This window comes from Tropicimonas aquimaris (assembly GCF_042676185.1).
GTDB lineage: Bacteria > Pseudomonadota > Alphaproteobacteria > Rhodobacterales > Rhodobacteraceae > Tropicimonas > Tropicimonas aquimaris.
On the sequence record NZ_JBHTJT010000007.1, the window covers coordinates 317,283 to 334,072 of the forward strand.

Here is a 16,790-nt window from a genome sequence, read left to right on the forward strand (position 1 = left end):
GGCCCGGCCTTGCGCCCTATCTGGGGAGTGGAGGCCGCGGGCGCGTGACGCCCCGGCCCGACCCAGATCCGGAGCGCCCGATGCAATCTCGCCGTCCATTCCTGCCCAACCCGGTGCCCGCCGGCCGCGCCGCGCGCCTGCATCGGCTGGGCATGATGGCCACGGGGATCGCCGGGAACATGGCGGCGGCCGGTGCCCGCAGCGTCGCCCGGGGAGAGCGGCCGGACCTGCGGCAACTCCTGCTCACCCCGGCCAACGCAACGCGCATCGCCGATGACCTCGCCCGGATGCGGGGCGCGGCCATGAAGGTCGGCCAGCTGCTCTCGATGGACGCCGGGGACGTGCTTTCGCCGGAGCTGGCCACGATCCTCTCCCGGCTGCGCGCCGCTGCGGACCCGATGCCGCCGCATCAGCTCAAGACGGTTCTCCGCGACGCGTGGGGCAGCGACTGGCGGCGCAGTTTCCGGCAGTTCGACACGCGCCCCATCGCGGCCGCCTCCATCGGCCAGGTGCATCGCGCAAAGCTGCGCGACGGCACCGAGCTGGCGATCAAGGTCCAGTATCCCGGCGTCGCGCGCAGCATCGACAGCGACATCGACAATCTCGGCACGCTGATCCGGGTTTCCGGCCTGCTGCCGGCCGGCTTCGAGATCTCGCCCTACCTGGCCGAGGCGAAGCGCCAGTTGCATCTGGAGGCGGACTACCGGTTCGAGGCGGAGCAGCTTACCGCCTACGCGCGGCTCCTTGGCGAGACCACGCGCTTCGAGATCCCGACCGTGGCCGAGGAATGGTCGACCAGCTCGGTGCTGGCGATGAGCTACCATCCGAGCCGCAGCATCGACTGGCTGGCCGAGGCGCCGCAGACGGATCGCGACAGGGTGGCGCGAGACCTGATCGCTCTGCTGCTCGACGAGATCTTCCGCTTCGGCGTGATCCAGAGCGACCCGAATTTCGCCAACTACCGCTACAATCCCGAGAGCGGGCGGGTCGTGCTGCTCGACTTCGGCGCCACCCGCCGGCTCGACCCGGAGATCGTCGCTCGGTGCCGTGAGATCCTTGTCGCGGGGCTGGCGGATGACTCCGGCGGGATCGAAGCGGCCTTCGAGGCACTCGGGGCACTTCCCGCCGAAATGCCGCGGCAACACCGGGCGCGCATCCTGGCCATGATCCGGATGGTCTTTGACGAGTTGCGCCGCGACGAGCTGGATTTCGGCGACAGCGACCTGCTCACCCGCCTCCGGTCCGAGGGACAGGCGTTGGCCGAGGACCGCGTGCCGCCGCCCGCGGTTCCGATGGATCTGCTCTACCTGCAACGCAAGATCGGTGGCATCTTCCTGCTGGCGACACGGCTGCGCGCGCGAGTGGCGGTGGGACCGCTCCTTGATCCGTTCACCAAGGCGCGCGACGCCGGGCCCGAGTGATCCAGTGCCGTCCTGCGCACGTAAACATTTTCAGACATGCAGGAGAAACACATGGGACGGATCCTTCTCTTGGCCTTTTTCATTTCCCTCGGAAAAATCGCCTCTGCCGGCACGGTGGGCGGCACCTTTGCATCGATCGACGGCGGGCAGATTTCTCTGGAGCAATGGCGCGGCCAGCCGGTGCTGGTGGTCAACACGGCTTCCCGCTGCGGCTTCACCGGCCAGTATGACGGGTTGCAAGCACTCTATGACCGCTATCGCGAACGTGGGCTTGTGGTGCTGGCGGTACCCTCCAACGATTTCCGTCAGGAGCTGTCGACCTCCGAGGAGGTAAAGGATTTCTGCGAGATAACCTTTGGCCTCGATATACCCATGGCCGATATCACCCATGTTCGCGGTCCGGACGCGCATCCGTTCTACCAGTCGGTCCGCGCGGAGACGGGTTTCGTGCCTAACTGGAACTTCAACAAGATCCTCGTCGGGCCAGACGGATCGGTGGTGGAGACCTGGGGCTCCGTTACCAAGCCGGAATCCCGCAAGATCACCCGGCGTATCGAGGCGTTGCTTAACTGACGAGGGCGGCGGGCAGACGTGGAGGTGTGAGGTGGAACGGGCATTGATCATCGGCAATTCGGGTGGCATCGGAGCTGCCGTTGCGGCGTCCCTTGCGGCACGCGGGGTGTCGGTGACGGGCCTCTCGCGCAGGGAGCACGGGCTCGACGTAACGGATCAGGCTTCCGTGGATGAAGTGCTGAATCGGCAGGACGGTCCGTTTGGTCTCGTATTTGTCGCGTCCGGTGTCCTCGCCCCGGAAGGTGGGCAGCCGGAAAAGACGCTGGATCAGATCGACGCGGACGCAATGGCCGAAGTGATGGCGGTGAACGCCATCGGCCCTGCTCTGATCCTTCGCCACGCGCCGCGCTTTTTGCCGCGCGAAGGGCGATGCGTGGTCGCGGTTCTGACCGCGCGGGTCGGCTCCATCGGGGACAATGGCATGGGCGGATGGTACGCCTATCGCGCCTCGAAGGCGGCTGCGAACCAGATCGTCCACACCGCAGCCATCGAGATCGGACGTAAGCGCAAGGAGGCCGTGGTGGTCGCCCTGCATCCCGGCACGGTCGCCACGCCCTTTACCCAGGCCTATCCCGGCCATCGAAATGTCGGGCCGGAGGCGGCGGCGGATAACCTGCTTCGGGTCATCGACGGCCTCACGCCTGCCGAAAACGGCGGCTTCTTCGACTGGGCCGGCGAGGCTGTTCCCTGGTGAGCCGGGGATGGCCCGGGCAGGGTAAGCCCCGCCCGGTGCCGATTGCGGCGTTCTACCTGTAGAGGTGCGGCTGGCCGAGCTTGTCGTGGATCGCGTTGGCGACCTGGCCATTCAGGCCCATGCCTTGAGCCAGTTCATGCAGGAACCTCGCCTCGCTTTTGTGGTCGAGGTCGATCGCCATGGCCGCCATCATGTAGACCTGATGCTCGGCACCCCGTGGAACCGACCGGGCGATCGCGGTGGGATCGACAGGGCGCTGCAACTCGGCCTGCACGAAATCGGCCTCTTCCTGGCTGACCTGCCCGAGCCGTTCCAGCAGCCGCTTCTTTTCCGTGTCGTCTAACGTGCCGTCGGATTTGGCGGCCTGGATCATCGCGCGGAGCATGACCGCGGCGAGATCCTCTTCCGCCGCCGTAGGAGGCTCGTCGGGTTCGCCGAAGTTCTGCAGCGACTGGTTCAGCTTGTCTCCGAAGCCACCGCCGGCGCTTCCGCCGCCCGGCCGGGAGAGCTCGCTCAACTCGTTCAGCGCCCCGCCCAGGCCACCACGCCCGGCGGCCGCACCCGCGCCGCCGCCGAGGATCGCGCCCATCATGTCCTGAAGACTCCCGCCGGAGGCTCCGCCACGTGCGGCACCACCACCCAGGACCTGACCCAACATGTCCTGGATACTGCCGCCGGGCGCTGCGCCACGGCTGGTGGTCCCGCCGCCCAGAACCTGCCCGAGCATGTCCTGAAGCCCGCCGGCCGACCCGCCTCCCGGCGCGCTGCCGCCTCCGAGGATCTGGCCGAGCATGTCCTCGATTCCGCCCCCGGCGGAGGCCTGTCCTGCCCCGGTCGGTTGCGCCGTCTGGCTGCCACCGCCCGAAACCATGCCCTTGACCCCCTTCGCGATCACGACGCCGGCGGCGACCTTTGCCAATGTGCTGACCAGACTCATGTGTTCATCTCCCTGAAATATCTCTGAAACTGGGCACTCGCCACTTGGCTTCATGATCCGGATGCCCGGTCCGGCTCCCAAGTTCACCTATCACATCCCCCGACCTGTCGGTCTGAAGGCAGGGTTTTCAATCTCGTTTCCGCGCGCGCCCGGCCTTTGCCGGCCGGACCAGTGCCAAAATTTCCTATGACTATTGCCCAGTGGGCCACGCGGTGCAATCGGCGGATGTGTCTGCGCCATCCGGTCGGATGCCAGCCTCGGTTGACGCGGCGAGACACGATGCGATAACGCCGGAAAAAGCCCGTCATCGTCGCTCCGGTCCGCACCGGAACCGGTCGGGCGCATCAGACGGGAGCTTTCATGTTCGATACCATCCCCGGTCTTCTGGACCAGATCCGCAGCCGTTTCGCCCATGTCGACAGCGATCCCTTCCAGGGCGAGCGGGTGTTCTTCGAGAATGCCGGCGGCGCGCTGACGCTCAAGTCCGTGGTCCAGACCTCGGCGGATTATGCCGCGATCCCTGACAACCAGGGACGCGAAAACGTCGCCTCGCGCGCGCTGGTCGCCGTCATCGCCCGGTCGCGCGAGGACATGCAGAGCTTCTTCAACCCCGAGGGAGGCCAGTTCTTCGTGGGCGAGAGCGGGACCGAGCTGCTGTTCCGCCTGATCCGCACGGCCTGCCTGGGCACCCCGGAGGGCGGGAGCGTCCTCGGCTCGACGCTGGAGCACCCCGCCTCCCGCAGCGCCTGCGCGCGCTATGCGCCGGTCGGCGGCAAGGCGCATGTTCTGGTGGAACATGACGTGTCGCGGGGGAGCGTGGATCTGGCCGCCTACCGGCTGCAGATCACGCCCGACACGCGGGTTGCGACCATCCTGCACACCTCGCCTGTGACGGGCATGGGCGTCGACGTTGCCGAGATCGCAGCCGGCATCCGGGCGGTGGCGCCCGAGTGCTTCATCATCGTCGACGGTATCCAGCACGCCGCACACGGTCGGCTGGACCTTGCCGCCTATGGCGTCGACGGCTACGTGATCTCGCCCTACAAGGCGTTCTCGCGCCACGGCTACGGCGTGGCTTGGGTGTCGGACCGGCTCGCAGGGCTGCCGCGCGACGCGCTGATCGATGCGCCAGGCGCGTCCTGGGAGATGGGCACGCGCGACACCGGCGCTTATGCCACCTTCTCGGATGTCGTCGCCTATCTGGACTGGCTGGGCAGCCATTTCACCGAGAGCGACGCCCCCCGCGAACGGATCGTCGCCGCTGGCGAAGCGATCCACGCCCATGAAAAACGGCTCACCGACGCCATGCTGCACGGTACCGGCAACCTGCCCGGGCTGGCGCAGATCCCGGGTGTGACCATCGTCGGCGGCGTCGAGAACCCGCTACGTGAGGGGCTGGTCTCCTTTGCCGTCGACGGGCTGAAGGCGCCGGAGATCGTCGAGGCGCTGAACCAGGCCGGTGTCCGGACCCACACCCGCAAGGCCGACCACTACTCGGCCAACATTCTCGCGCCGATGGGGTTGGAGGCCTGCGTGCGGGTCTCGGTCTGCCATTACAACTCGCTGGAGGAGGTCGAGCGCCTGCTCGAGGCGATGCGCGACATCACCCGCAGGGGCTGACGACCGGTTTCAGAGCGGCCAGATCCGCGGCACGAGTCCGACGACGATCAGAACGGAGAGCGCCGTCAGCGGCAGGCCAGCGCGAACGAAGTCGAGCAGCCTGTACCGGCTCTGGCCGTAGACCAGCAGTAGGGCGGGTTCCAGCGGCGCGATGAAGGAGAGTGAAGCGGAGAGCGTCACCACCACGGCGAGCGGCCGCGGGTCGACCCCCAGCGTTGGCGCCAGCGCCAGCGCGATCGGCAGGATCGTCAGCGCGGCCGCCGCGTTCGACATCGGTTGCGTCAGCACGACCGTCAGCAGCGACAACGTCAGCAGCACCGCGGTCATCCCGAACGGGGCGACCCAGTCGAGGATCAGGTGCGCCAGCCATTCCGCGGTTCCGGTTTCCAGCATCGCGGCGCCGAAGCTCGACATGCCTCCGATCAGGATCAGCACGCGCCAGGAAATCATCCCGAAGACGTCCTGGGTGGAGAAGCGGTCGGTCAGCACCAGCCCGAGCACCGCGGCGAGAAGCGCGATGCCGAGTGGCAGCACCCCAGTGGCGCCGAGCAGGATCGCCGACAGCATCGCCCCGAGTGTGAACAACCCCTCCCGGCGCGTGGGCCGGGGCGGGGCGTCGGGACTGAGCAGGTGGATGTCGATATCCGCACGGACGCGTTCGACTGCCTGACCGGTGCCGGCCAACAGCAGTATGTCCCCCACGCGCAGGCGCATGCGACCGATCCGGGCGACCTGCTCGGTCCCGAGCCGACGCAGCCCCACAACGGTGATGTCGTCGCCGATCTCCTGCCGCATCCGCGCCACCGAGGCGCCGATCCAGTGGGAGCCGGGCAGCAGCACCGCCTGCGCGAACTGGCGTCCGGGCGGCTTGGCGCCGATCCCGAACAGGCTGAATCGTCCGCTGCCGGTGAGATGGGCCAGCGCCTCGGCATCGGCATGGACAATCACCCTGTCGCCGGCGTGAAGCTTGCGTCGGGGATGGGCGGCTACCCGGCCCTTGCTGGTGTCGACAGCGAGCGGCGTCACCCCGAGTTCCTCGAGGCCCAGCTCCGACAGCGCCTTGCCGTCTCCGACCACGGCTTCGTCGATCGCGATGGTGGCCATGAAGAGCGGCTCCGGAGGCGCGTCGGCGGCATCTCCGGGTTCGGCCGCGATCAGCCTGTCGCCGAGGAGCGCCATCAGCGTCACGCCGGCGAGCGTCACCGCAAGCCCCACCCAGAAGAACTCGAACAGGCCGAAGGGCTCGAGGCCGAGCCTGGTCACCACGCTGCTCGCCGCGAGGTTGGTCGAGGTGCCGATCAGCGTTGCCGACCCGCCGAGGATGGAGGCGAAGGCCATCGGCATCAGAAGCAGCCCCGGCCGACATTTCGCCCGGCGGGCCGCATCCTGCGCCAGCGGCATCATCACCGCAGTCGTGCTGGTGTTGCTCACCACGGTAGAAAGACCGGCGGAGGCCAGCATCAACCGCACCATGATGCCCCGGGGCGAGCGCCCGCTGCTGCCTGCGAGGCGGGTGGTGAGGCGGCTCATGATCCCGGAGTCGGAGAGCCTGCGCGACAGCACCATGACGCATGCGAGGATCAGGATCGCTTCGCTGGCGAGCCCCTGAAGCGCCGAGGTCACGTCCATGATCCCGGAGGCGACCAGCAGCACAAGCAGCAGGAGCGCAACCGCGTCGGGCGGGATGCGTTCTGTCGCCAGCAGGATCGCGGCGGCAACGAAGAGCACAAGGACAAAGGCGATTTCCGGGGTCATGCGGGGAACCGATTCCGGTGGCGGACCGCCGTCATGCTCCACCCGCAGGGCGCGCTTGTCCTTGAACCAGATCAGCCCGGCGCCAGAAATCTTCGGCGCCGGAGCGGGTCAGAGCAGGCCCGGGTAGTCGCCCCCGTCCATCAGGATCGACTGCCCCGTCATCAGCCCGGCATGATCCGAGGCGAGAAAGGCGAAGAGCGCCGCGATCTCCTCCGGCCGGCCGAACCGTTTGGCGGGGCTGGAGGCCGCGCGGCTCTCCCAGATCTCGTCGAAGCTGCGACCCGTGGTCTCCGCCAGCCGGGCGACGTGCTGGCGTTGGCCGTCGCTCTCGACGATGCCGGGCAGGATGGTGTTGATCGTCACGTTCCGGGCGATTCCCTCGCGCGCCAGCCCGGCGCAGAAGCCCACGAGCCCTGTGCGTGCGCCGTTCGACTGGCCAAGCTCGACCTGCGGGATCTTCACGCCGCGCGCGGCGATGTTGACGATCCGTCCGTAGCCACGCGCCACCATCCCGTCGAAGGTGAGCCGGATCATCTCGATCGGCGCCAGCATCATCATGTCGAGCGCCGAGATCCAGTCCTCGCGCCGCCAGTCGCGGAAATCCCCGGGCGGCTTGCCGCCGCCGTTGTTGAGCAGGATGTCCGGCTCCGGGCAAGCGGCCAGAGCAGCCTCGCGGCCGGCGTCTGTGGTTATGTCGGCCGCGACGGTGGCAACCTCCGCGCCAGTCTCGGCCCGAATCTCGGCGGCGGTCCGTTCTAGCGCCTCGGCGCCCCGCGCCACCAGCGTCACCGCCACGCCCTCGCGGGCCAGCCGCTCTGCGCAGGCGCGGCCCATGCCTTTGCTGGCTCCGGTCAGCAGCGCGCGCCGGCCGGCAATCCCCATGTCCATCTGGTCTCTCCCGTCTCAGGTTGTGCCGGTGTCCGGCAGTTCCAGCACTGCGTCCTTGAGTGCCTGTGTCCGCGCGTGCCGGGGCGCCGCGAAAAGGCGGTCGGTCGCGCCTTCCTCGACGATCCGGCCCGCGTCCATCACGATGACCCGGTCGCAGATCGCCTGCACCACCGCGAGGTCGTGGCTGATAAAGACCATCGACAGGTCGCGCTCTCGGATCAGGCCGCGCAGCAACTCCAGCACCTGAGCCTGCACCGACACGTCGAGCGCCGAGGTGGGTTCGTCGCAGATCAGGATGTGGGGTTCCGCGGCGAGCGCGCGGGCAATCGCAACCCGCTGGCGCTGCCCGCCGGACAGGGCGCGGGGCGTGGCCTCGGCGGCCCGTGCCGGCAATCCCACGTCCTTGAGCAGTTCCAGCACCTGAGCCTTGCGTGCGGCGGCGTCGAGACCGGTGTGCAGGCGCAGCGGCAGGTCGAGAATGCGCCGGATCGTCCAGCTCGGGTTGAGCGAGCCGAACGGGTCCTGGAACACCGGCTGGATCTGCCGGGCGCGCAGCTTTTGCGGCAAGTTGCGCATGTCCTCGCCGCCAAGCTCCACCCGGCCCTCGGTCGGGCGGTCGAGCCCGATCAGGATGCGGGCGAGCGTGCTCTTGCCGCAGCCGCTTTCCCCGACAATGCCCAGAACCTCGCCCTTCGAGAGGCTCAGCGACGCGTCCGTGAGCGCCCGGAAAGGCGTGCCGCCGAACATGCCGCGGGGAGGATAGACCCGGCCCAGCCCATGCGCCGACAGGACCGGCGCCGCGCCGTCATGCGCCGTGGGCGGAACCGGCTGCGGCAGGCTGTCGATCAGGCTCCGGGTATAGGGATGGTCTGGCGCGGTCAGGACTCGGGTGCAGGGGCCGGTCTCGACGATCTCGCCATGTTTCAACACCGCGACATCGTCGGCGATCCGGGCTACGACGCCGAGGTCATGGGTGATGAACAGCATCCCGAGTCCGAACTCGTCGCGGAGTCCGGCGAGCAGATCCAGCAGCTTCACCTGTGTCGTCACATCGAGTGCTGTGGTTGGCTCGTCCGCGATCAGGAAATCGGGCTCGCACATCAGCGCCATTGCAATCAACACCCGCTGCCGCTGCCCGCCGGACATCATGTGCGGGTATTGGCCGAGCCGGGTTTGGGGCGAGGGGACGCCGACACGGTCCAGAAGCTCCACCGCGCGTTCCCGCGCCGCGCGCATCGACCCGCCGCGGTGCCGCCGATAGACGGCGCAAAGCTGGTCTCCGATGGTGAAGACGGGGTTGAGCGCCGTCATCGGCTCCTGGAAGATCATGGCGATCCGGTCGCCGCGGGCGTTCTGCGGCGCCGTGCCGTCGTCCAGCGCCAGCCGTTCGGCCGTCACCCGCGCGCCCGGCGGGTTCAGCCCCATGAGCGCGAGCGCAGTCATGGACTTGCCGGACCCGCTCTCGCCCACCAACGCGAGCGTCCGGCCGGCGGACAACGTGAACTCAATGCCGCGCACGGCATGGACCTCGCCGATGCGCACATGCAGGTCGCGCACGGTAATGGCGCCAGCGGCGGTAGTTGTGTCGAGGGTCATCGGCGGGCTCCCAGGATGTCGCGCAGCCCGTCGCCCAACAGGTTGATCGAGAGCGTCAGGAAGAAAAGGCAGAGCCCCGGCAGGGTGATGACCCAGGGGCTGAAGAACATGAAGTTCTTGCCCTCCGACAGCATCAGCCCCCAGGACGGCAGCGGCGCCTGCACGCCAAGGCCCAGGAAGGACAGCGCCGCCTCGATCAGCACCGCGTTGGCCATCTCGACGGTGGCGACCACGATCAAGGGGGCGGAGATGTTGGGCAGGAGTTCGGCGGTCAGGATGTGGAAGCGCGAGGCGCCCATCGCCTGGGCCGAGGCAACGTATTCGGCATTGCGCAGCTTCATCGTCGCGGTTCGGGCGACCACCGCGAACTGGTCCCAGAGCAGCAGGCCGATGACCAGCAGCACCACCGTCAGCGAGCCGCCGACGATGGAGACGATGGCGAGCGCCACCAGCACGACCGGCAGCGAAAGCCGCGTGGTGATGAGGGCGGAGATCGCGGTGTCGACCCAGCCGCCGAAATAGCCCGCGACCATGCCGAGCGTGATGCCGATCAGCCCGGAAATCAGGATCGCGCCGAAGCCGAGCGCGACGGAGATCCGCGCGCCATAGATCATGCGGCTGAGGTAGTCGCGCCCGAGGGCGTCGGTGCCCAGCAGGTAGCCCGGCTCGGCGCCATCATGCCAGAACGGCGGCTTGAGACGCAGCGCCAGTTCCTGGGCATAGGGATCGTGCGGGGCGATCAACGGGGCGAAAACAGCGACGAGGACGATCGCGCCGAGGATGCCGGCGCCGATCATGAAACCGAGGTGTTTTCGGACCGAGAGGCGGCGGATCGCCGGAGCGCCGGCGGTGGTTTCGGGGGCGGTGTCGGTCATGCCTTGCTCCGGATGCGCGGGTCGAGGGCTGCGTTGGCGAGGTCGGCGAGGAGCGTCAGCAGGATGTAGATCATCGAGATCAGCAGCACGATGGCCTGGATCACCGGCATGTCGGAGCGGCTCATCGATTGCCAGGCCAGGTAACCCACGCCTTGCACCGCGAAGATCGACTCGACGACAATGGAGCCGCCCAGCATGAAGCCGAACTGCACCGCCGTGAGCGAGATCACCGGCAGCACAGCGTTGCGCAGCGCGTATTTGAAGAGGATCTGCCCTTCGCCCAGTCCCATGGCGCGGGCGGTGCGGATGTAATCGGCCTCCAGCACCTCGATCATCCCGGCCCGCACCAGCCGCATCAGCGCGGGCATGGCAAAGGAGCCGAGGGTGATCGCCGGCAGAATGAAATGGGCGAGGCTGTCGCTGCCGGAGATCGGCAGCCAGCCGAGCTTGATCCCGAACAGCAGGATCAGCAGCAGCCCGGCCCAGAAGTTCGGCACGGCCTGACCGACGACGGCGAGGGTCAGCGCCATACGGTCGAGCCAGGAATTCGCATGCAATGCGGCCAGCACGCCGAGCGGGATGGCGATGCCGAGCGCGAAGAGCAGCGACAGGCAGGCAAGCAGTGCCGTCGCGGGGACGCGCTCGGCAATGATCTGCCCGACCGGCTCGCCGGATAGGTAGGAGCGCCCAAGGTCGCCGCGGGCGAGATCGGCGAGGTAGCCGGCGTATTGCGTCATCAGCGACTGGTCGAAGCCGTATTGCACCCGGATCGCGGCCAGGTCGGCGTCGGTGGCGCTGTCGCCCGCGATGCCGGTCGCGGGATCGACGGCGACATGGCTCAGCACGAAGGTGATCACCGAGATCGAGAAGACCACGAACAGCGCGAGCAGGCTGCGGCGGAAGAGGAAACCGAGCATCGAAGGGTCCTTGAAACGTGGCGCCGGGCGGAACGTGGCCGCCCGGCGCGATATCCCTGCCGGAGTTATTCCCAGGAAGCGAGGAAGAAGCGCGGCAGTTCGTCGACGTTCGGGGTGAAGTTCAGCCCGTCGGCATAGCCATAGCCCATGACGATGGTGTGCATCGGCACCCAGTAGGCCCGCTCGGTGATCTTGCCGATCACGTCGGAATAGAGCGCCTCGCGCTCCGCCTCGTCGACCGTCGTGGCCGCCTGCTGCACAAGGCCGATGATCTCCTCGTCACGAGCGCCGTCGTTGGTCGAGCCGTCGAAGAAGTTGCCGGTGGAGGCGGAGGCGTCGCCGATGGAGAAGCTGCCCCAGTCGCCGTACCAGATGTCCACGTTGCCTTCGCGCCAGGCGGAGAAGGAGGCGCGGGCCTGAAGCATCTCGAGGTCGGCCTCGATCCCGACGGCGGCGAGGTAGCTCTGCACGGCCTCGGCGCGGGCGCGGTCACGGTAGGAGTTCATCCGGACCTTGAACCCTTCGCCATATCCCGCCTCGGCCAGAAGCGCCTTGGCCTTCTCGGGGTCGTATTCGTAGGTGGTCGCAGCCTCGGTCACGCAGCCGAACTGCGCGGGGTAGCAGGGCACGTCGATCACCTCGCCGTCTCCGCCCACAAGGTTGGCGACGATGGTGTCGCGGTCGATGGCGTGGTTCACCGCGCGGCGCACGCGTTCGTCCTTGAAGGGCGTGTCGGGGTTGGCGCGCCCGGCGGCGTCCATGCCGATCATCGCGATCCGCATCGTCGAGCCGAGTTCGGCCTGGAGGTGGGGCAGGGTGCCGAGCTGGGCCACCTGGTCGGCCGGCACGTTCCAGATCCATTCCACGCCGCCGCCGATGAGTTCGGCGATCCGAGTGGCGGTGTCTGGGATGATGCGGAAGGTCAGCGTGCCGATGGCCGGCGTGCCCTTGCCGCCGCCTTCGTAGTAGCCCTCGTAGGCCGTAAGCGTGTAGCTGTTGCTGTCGCCCGGCGTGAACTTGTAGGGGCCGGTGCCGATCGGAGCCTGACCGAATTCCTGCAGGCCGACGCTCTCGACGTAGTCCGAGGGATAGATCGGCAGCGATCCGGAGACGAATTCCAACGCCGCGGGGAACGGCTCCTTGGAGACGATGCGCACGATCATCGGGTCGACGGCCTCGACCTTGTCGATCCAGCTCACCGACGCCTGCGAGCGCGCCCCGGATTCCGGGTCGGCGTAGTGGTTGAGGGTCCAGACGACATCGTCGGCGTTGAACTCCGAGCCGTCGTGGAAGGTCACGCCCTCGCGCAGCTTGAACTCCCAGGTCAGGTCATCCACCCGGCTCCATTCGGTGGCCAGCAGCGGTTCGAATTCGAAGGTCTCCGGGTTGCGGTAGATCAGCATGTCGAACAGGTGCCGGGTCATGACCACGCCGTCGCGCGAGGTCGAGATGTAGCCGTCGAAGCTCGGGAGCTCCTCGCCCATGCCGATGGTCAGGCTGTTGTCGGCCGCACCGGCCAGCACCGGGCCAGCAAGCAGGCCGAGGCCGGCTGCAAGGGGGCAGAGTTTGCGGAAATTCATGTGGTCGTCTCCTGTTGAACTGGAAAAGGGCCTTCCTGCGCCGTTTATTATGATTTTTCCGTGTCTTGCCCGGAGTTCCTCCGGGTGCCGGCGGGCGGACGCAGCGCCCTCCGGTACGGCAATCTGGTCAGGTCCATCGTCACGCGGCCGGGCGCGTCGACATGGAGGATCCCGCGGGCCATCTCTTGGTAGGCGCCGCGGAAATGGACGGAGCTTTTCACCGCGAGGAACGGCAGCTCGGCCGGTTCGATCCCGAGGTGGCGGATCAGCGCGGGCTCCGAAGCCTGCATCCGCCCGGCCGCGACGATGACCTGAACTCCGTTGCGCTCGAGCAGCGCCACCGGTCCCATGTCGATCGCGTTGCCGGAATACATCGGCCCCTGTCCGGTGAAGCGTCCGTCTCCGAGGCGGCACACGCGCCAGGGCCCCGGCACCGGTGCTCCGGTCTCCGGGTCGGATTTGCCACCAAGGGGCACGTCGACCACCGCTCCCGGCCCGGCGACCTGGGCGGCCGCGACGGCCTCCGCATCGGCGATGTGGACGAGGAGCGCGCCGTCTAGGCCTGCGTCGACCATCGCCTGCAGCAGGCCGGTAGTGTCGTTCGTGCCGCCGCCGCCGGGGTTGTCCTGCACATCGGCGAGCACGACGGGGCCGGGACCGGGAGGCACGGCGCGGGCCGCGGCGATGGCCTCGGCCGGTGGCAGGATCGGTGCTGCGAACTCCGTCTCGGCGGCGGTCCAGAGCGCGAGTTGCGCCTCGGCAAGAGCCTCGGCCGTGGCCGCATCGGGCGCGTAGGCGGCGATGGCCGGGCCGGCGCTGGCGATATCGGCCAGCGGAAAACCGAGCGTCAGCGTCACGTCCCGCCCGTCGCCCCCGGCTTCCTGCGCCGCTCGGTAGAGGCGGCAGACTGGCTCCGCCCCGGTCGCCTGCGCCGTCAACGGGAGCAGGAACGGCACCTCGCGGAACGCGGCGGCGGGGCGGGACGCCCCGTTGACGAAGCTGATCATGCGGCGCATCGCCCGGGCGCCCGTCTCCGACATGTCCACATGCGGATAGGTGCGGTAGGCGTCGAGGAAATCCGCGCCGGAGACCATGCGCTGCGTCAGGTTGGTGTGCAGATCGAGCGATACCACGATTGGCAGATCGGACCCTACGAGGTCCCGGACGGCCGCGATGATCGCCCCCTCCGCATCCTCCTCCTCGGTCGTGGCCATCGCGCCGTGGAGTTCCAGGAACACGCCGTCGAGCGGCAGCGCGGCGCGGAGTCCGTCGAGGATCTCGTTGCGATAGCCTTCGAAGGCCGCGTGGTCCACGGGGGCGGAGGGCAGGGCGATGGCCCAGAAGATCGGGACCGGCGTGCCGCCTGCGGCCTTCAGTTCAGCCAGCGCTCCGGCCGAGGGCACCGCGGTGCCCGGCAGCCGCTCCAGCAGTTCCTCGCCCCGGCTCAGACGTGGCCAGCCGAACGGGGTTTCGAAGGCTTCGGCCGTGGTAACTCCGGGCGAAAAGCTGTTGGTTTCGTGTTGAAATCCGACGATTGCGATCCTCATTCCGCCGCCATCGCGTCCGACCGGAAGGGGAAGCTGGGGCGTTTCCATTCGCGGCTGGCCTCAAAGGCGCGGGCGGCGCGCAGGACGAGGTCGTCACGGAACGGCGCGGCCACGATCTGCAGCCCGAGCGGCAGGCCACCGGGCAGGCCGCTCGCCGGGTCGGGCCGCGTGAGTCCACAGGGGATGCTGGCTGCCGGCTGGTGGGTCATGTTGAAAACGAAGGTGTAGGGCGACCAGATATCGCCGTCGATCTGGTACCAATGCGCGTCCTTCGGGCCCGGCCCGGCGCCGATCGGCAGCGGCGGCACCGCCATGGTCGGGCAGATCATCAGGTCGTAGGTCTCGTGGAAGGCCCGCATCCGGGCCGCGAGCGCCTCGCGGGTGCCGAGCGCGGCGATGTAGGCATCGGTGTCATAGGCCTCGGCCTGATCGAGCACGCGCGCGACCAGCTCGTCCATCTCGTCGCGCGCCTGGCTGGCGCCGTTCGCGCGATAGGTCGCGGCGCGATTGCAGATCCGCAGGCAATCGTAGGCCAGAAAGAGCCCCGAGAGATCGGGATCGGCCTCTTCCACCGTGGCGCCGAGGGCTGCGAATGTGGCCGCAGCCGCGTCGCAGGCTTGCCGCACCTGGTCGTCCGGGGAGCGGATGCCGAGGCCGGGGCTGTAGGCGATCCGCAGCCCGGCGACGCCGTCTTCGGGCTCTGCTGCCAGCATCGCTTCGAGCCGGGGCAGCGAATAGGGATCGCGCGGGTCCGGCCCGGCCATGGCGGCGAGCAGCATCGCCCCCTCGCTCACGCCCCAGCTCATCGGGCCGGTGTGGCCGAGGATGCCCGCCGCGCTTGGCGGCCAGTTGGCGACCACGCCGAAGCTGGGCTTCAGCCCGAAACAGCCGCCGAAGCTCGCCGGCATGCGGATAGAGCCCGCCGCGTCGTTGCCGACGGCCAGCGTGCCGACGCCCGCGGCCAGATGCGCCGCCGCGCCCATGGAAGAACCGGAGCAGCCATAGCCGAGGTGCCAGGGCGAGCGGGTGTCGCCGGTCAGCGGGCTGCGGGAATAGGGGCTGCCGCCGAACTCGGTGGTCGTGCTCTTGCCATAGAGCACTGCCCCCTGCGCGCGGAGCCGTGCCACGGAGGGTGCGTCGGTGTCCTGCGGCGCGTCCGGATCGGTTGTGCGGGAGCCCTTGCGCGTGGGCATGCCCTTGGTGAGCAGCATGTCCTTGATCGACACCGGCACGCCATCGAGCAGGCCGAGCGGCGCGCCCTTGGTGAAGCGGGCCTCTGCGGCCCGGGCCTGCGCCAGCGCGCCGTCGCGATCGACATGGACAAAGGCGTTGATCGAGGGCTCCACCGCGACGAGCGCGGCGAGCACCGCCTCGGTCACCTCCACGGGGCTCAGCCGTCGGGCGCGATAGGCCTCGGCCAGCAGGTCAGCGGGGATCGTGGCGAGATCTGTCATGTCGGTCATAGGTCTTTCCTGGGAAACTCGGTCACGGAGGCGCCGGAGCCGTGGCGCGTGAGGAAGTCGTTGATCAGCCGGATGCAGGCTTCGGGTGCCTCCAGTTGCGGCATGTGTCCAATCCCGTCCAGCAGGGTCATGCCGGCTTCGGGCAGGGCCAGTTCGATGGCGCGGGTTTCGGACGGCGGGCAGACGGTGTCGAGCGTGCCGGTTAACAGAGCCACGGGCATTGTCAGCGAGGTCAGGTCCGCCCGTCGGTCCCAGCCGATGGAGGCGGCCAGCGCAGAGAGGTAGCCATCGCGGCGAAGCGCCTGAAAGTCGGCCGAAAGCGCGGTGCGGGCGGCCTCTGGGGCATCCGGGGCGAGCACGCTGTCGGCGACGCGCGCCGCCATCTCGGGGGTGACGGTCTCGCCGTCGAACATGGCGCGGCGCCGGCCGAGATAGATCTCCCGCTCCGCCTCCGTCATATGCGCCAGGTGCGCGGCCTGCGCCCCCGAGAGCACCAGCCCGGCGAAGCGCTCCGGCGCGCGGCAGGCGGCCTCGATCAGGATGCGTCCGCCCATGGAATGTCCGACGGCGATCACCCGCTCAAGACCGAGGAGATCCAGAAGCGCCAGCAGGTCGTCGGCGAAATCGGCCATGCTCAGAACCATCGGGCCGTGACTGCCGCCGTAGTTTCGCGCATCCCAGCACAGGGTGGCCGCGCGGGCGGTCAGCCCATCGGCGATCGGGGTCCATTGCCCCGAATGCCCGCCGATCCCGTGCAAAAAAAGCACCGCCGTCCCCGCGCCGGCCGTCTGGCACCGCAGTTCCGTGCCCGAGGGCAATCGAAAGGTTCGCTGATCTGAAGCTGGGGAGTCTTGCACCGGGTCGCCTTGTTCGTACCGGGGGCATGTTGTGGGCGGGACTCCATACTGTCAAATTCCAAAATAT

The 16,790-nt window shown here is 68.5% G+C and carries 14 protein-coding genes; 4 read left to right on the forward strand and 10 right to left on the reverse strand.

The window, feature by feature from the left end; all coding sequences use genetic code 11:
- Positions 1–80: 80 nt before the first annotated feature.
- The 3 genes from ACFQ2S_RS05325 to ACFQ2S_RS05335 are packed head-to-tail and all read left to right on the forward strand — an operon-like array spanning position 81 to position 2,688.
- Positions 81–1,421 carry an ABC1 kinase family protein gene (locus tag ACFQ2S_RS05325; RefSeq protein ID WP_386073312.1) on the forward strand — a complete coding sequence of 447 codons (1,341 nt, stop codon included), beginning with the start codon at positions 81–83 and terminating at the stop codon, positions 1,419–1,421.
- Positions 1,422–1,472: 51 nt separating this feature from the next.
- Positions 1,473–1,994, forward strand: a complete 522-nt coding sequence (locus tag ACFQ2S_RS05330; protein ID WP_386073314.1) for a glutathione peroxidase — start codon at positions 1,473–1,475, stop codon at positions 1,992–1,994.
- 31 nt (positions 1,995–2,025) lie between these two features.
- Entirely contained in the window at positions 2,026–2,688 is a 663-nt protein-coding gene (locus ACFQ2S_RS05335; protein ID WP_386073316.1) for an SDR family NAD(P)-dependent oxidoreductase, read from the forward strand.
- A 52-nt stretch (positions 2,689–2,740) separates the two neighbouring features.
- Here ACFQ2S_RS05335 and ACFQ2S_RS05340 read toward each other — a convergent pair whose 3' ends face one another.
- On the reverse strand, positions 2,741–3,625 hold the full coding sequence (locus tag ACFQ2S_RS05340) for a DUF533 domain-containing protein (RefSeq protein WP_386073317.1): 885 nt from the start codon (positions 3,623–3,625) through the stop codon (positions 2,741–2,743).
- 360 nt (positions 3,626–3,985) lie between these two features.
- Here ACFQ2S_RS05340 and ACFQ2S_RS05345 point away from each other — a divergent pair, with 360 nt between their 5' ends.
- Entirely contained in the window at positions 3,986–5,245 is a 1,260-nt protein-coding gene (locus tag ACFQ2S_RS05345) for an aminotransferase class V-fold PLP-dependent enzyme (protein ID WP_386073319.1), read from the forward strand.
- A gap of 9 nt (positions 5,246–5,254) precedes the next feature.
- Here ACFQ2S_RS05345 and ACFQ2S_RS05350 read toward each other — a convergent pair whose 3' ends face one another.
- The 9 genes from ACFQ2S_RS05350 to ACFQ2S_RS05390 all read right to left on the reverse strand — a co-directional run bounded on the left by ACFQ2S_RS05350 (position 5,255) and on the right by ACFQ2S_RS05390 (position 16,633).
- The gene (locus ACFQ2S_RS05350) at positions 5,255–7,000 is read right to left on the reverse strand and encodes an SLC13 family permease (RefSeq protein WP_386073321.1); all 1,746 of its coding nucleotides are present in this window, start codon (positions 6,998–7,000) and stop codon (positions 5,255–5,257) included.
- A gap of 108 nt (positions 7,001–7,108) precedes the next feature.
- A complete protein-coding gene (locus ACFQ2S_RS05355; RefSeq protein WP_386073322.1) occupies positions 7,109–7,888 on the reverse strand; it encodes an SDR family oxidoreductase in 780 nt (259 codons plus the stop codon).
- 15 nt (positions 7,889–7,903) lie between these two features.
- Positions 7,904–9,484, reverse strand: coding sequence for a dipeptide ABC transporter ATP-binding protein (locus tag ACFQ2S_RS05360; RefSeq protein WP_386073324.1), 1,581 nt, complete (start codon positions 9,482–9,484; stop codon positions 7,904–7,906).
- A complete protein-coding gene (locus ACFQ2S_RS05365) occupies positions 9,481–10,359 on the reverse strand; it encodes an ABC transporter permease (RefSeq protein WP_386073325.1) in 879 nt (292 codons plus the stop codon). Before ACFQ2S_RS05365 ends, ACFQ2S_RS05360 begins: the two co-directional genes overlap by 4 nt.
- A complete protein-coding gene (locus tag ACFQ2S_RS05370) occupies positions 10,356–11,276 on the reverse strand; it encodes an ABC transporter permease (RefSeq protein WP_386073326.1) in 921 nt (306 codons plus the stop codon). Before ACFQ2S_RS05370 ends, ACFQ2S_RS05365 begins: the two co-directional genes overlap by 4 nt.
- Positions 11,277–11,341: 65 nt before the next feature.
- Positions 11,342–12,856 carry an ABC transporter substrate-binding protein gene (locus tag ACFQ2S_RS05375; protein WP_386073328.1) on the reverse strand — a complete coding sequence of 505 codons (1,515 nt, stop codon included), beginning with the start codon at positions 12,854–12,856 and terminating at the stop codon, positions 11,342–11,344.
- 47 nt (positions 12,857–12,903) lie between these two features.
- Positions 12,904–14,403 (reverse strand): M81 family metallopeptidase, encoded by a 1,500-nt coding sequence (locus ACFQ2S_RS05380; protein WP_386073330.1) that lies wholly within the window; start codon positions 14,401–14,403, stop codon positions 12,904–12,906.
- Complete coding sequence (locus ACFQ2S_RS05385) at positions 14,400–15,866, reverse strand: amidase family protein (protein ID WP_386073331.1); 1,467 nt, start codon at positions 15,864–15,866, stop codon at positions 14,400–14,402. Before ACFQ2S_RS05385 ends, ACFQ2S_RS05380 begins: the two co-directional genes overlap by 4 nt.
- Positions 15,863–16,633, reverse strand: a complete 771-nt coding sequence (locus ACFQ2S_RS05390; RefSeq protein ID WP_386073333.1) for an alpha/beta fold hydrolase — start codon at positions 16,631–16,633, stop codon at positions 15,863–15,865. The genes ACFQ2S_RS05385 and ACFQ2S_RS05390 overlap by 4 nt, the downstream gene beginning before the upstream one ends.
- Positions 16,634–16,790 lie beyond the last annotated feature (157 nt).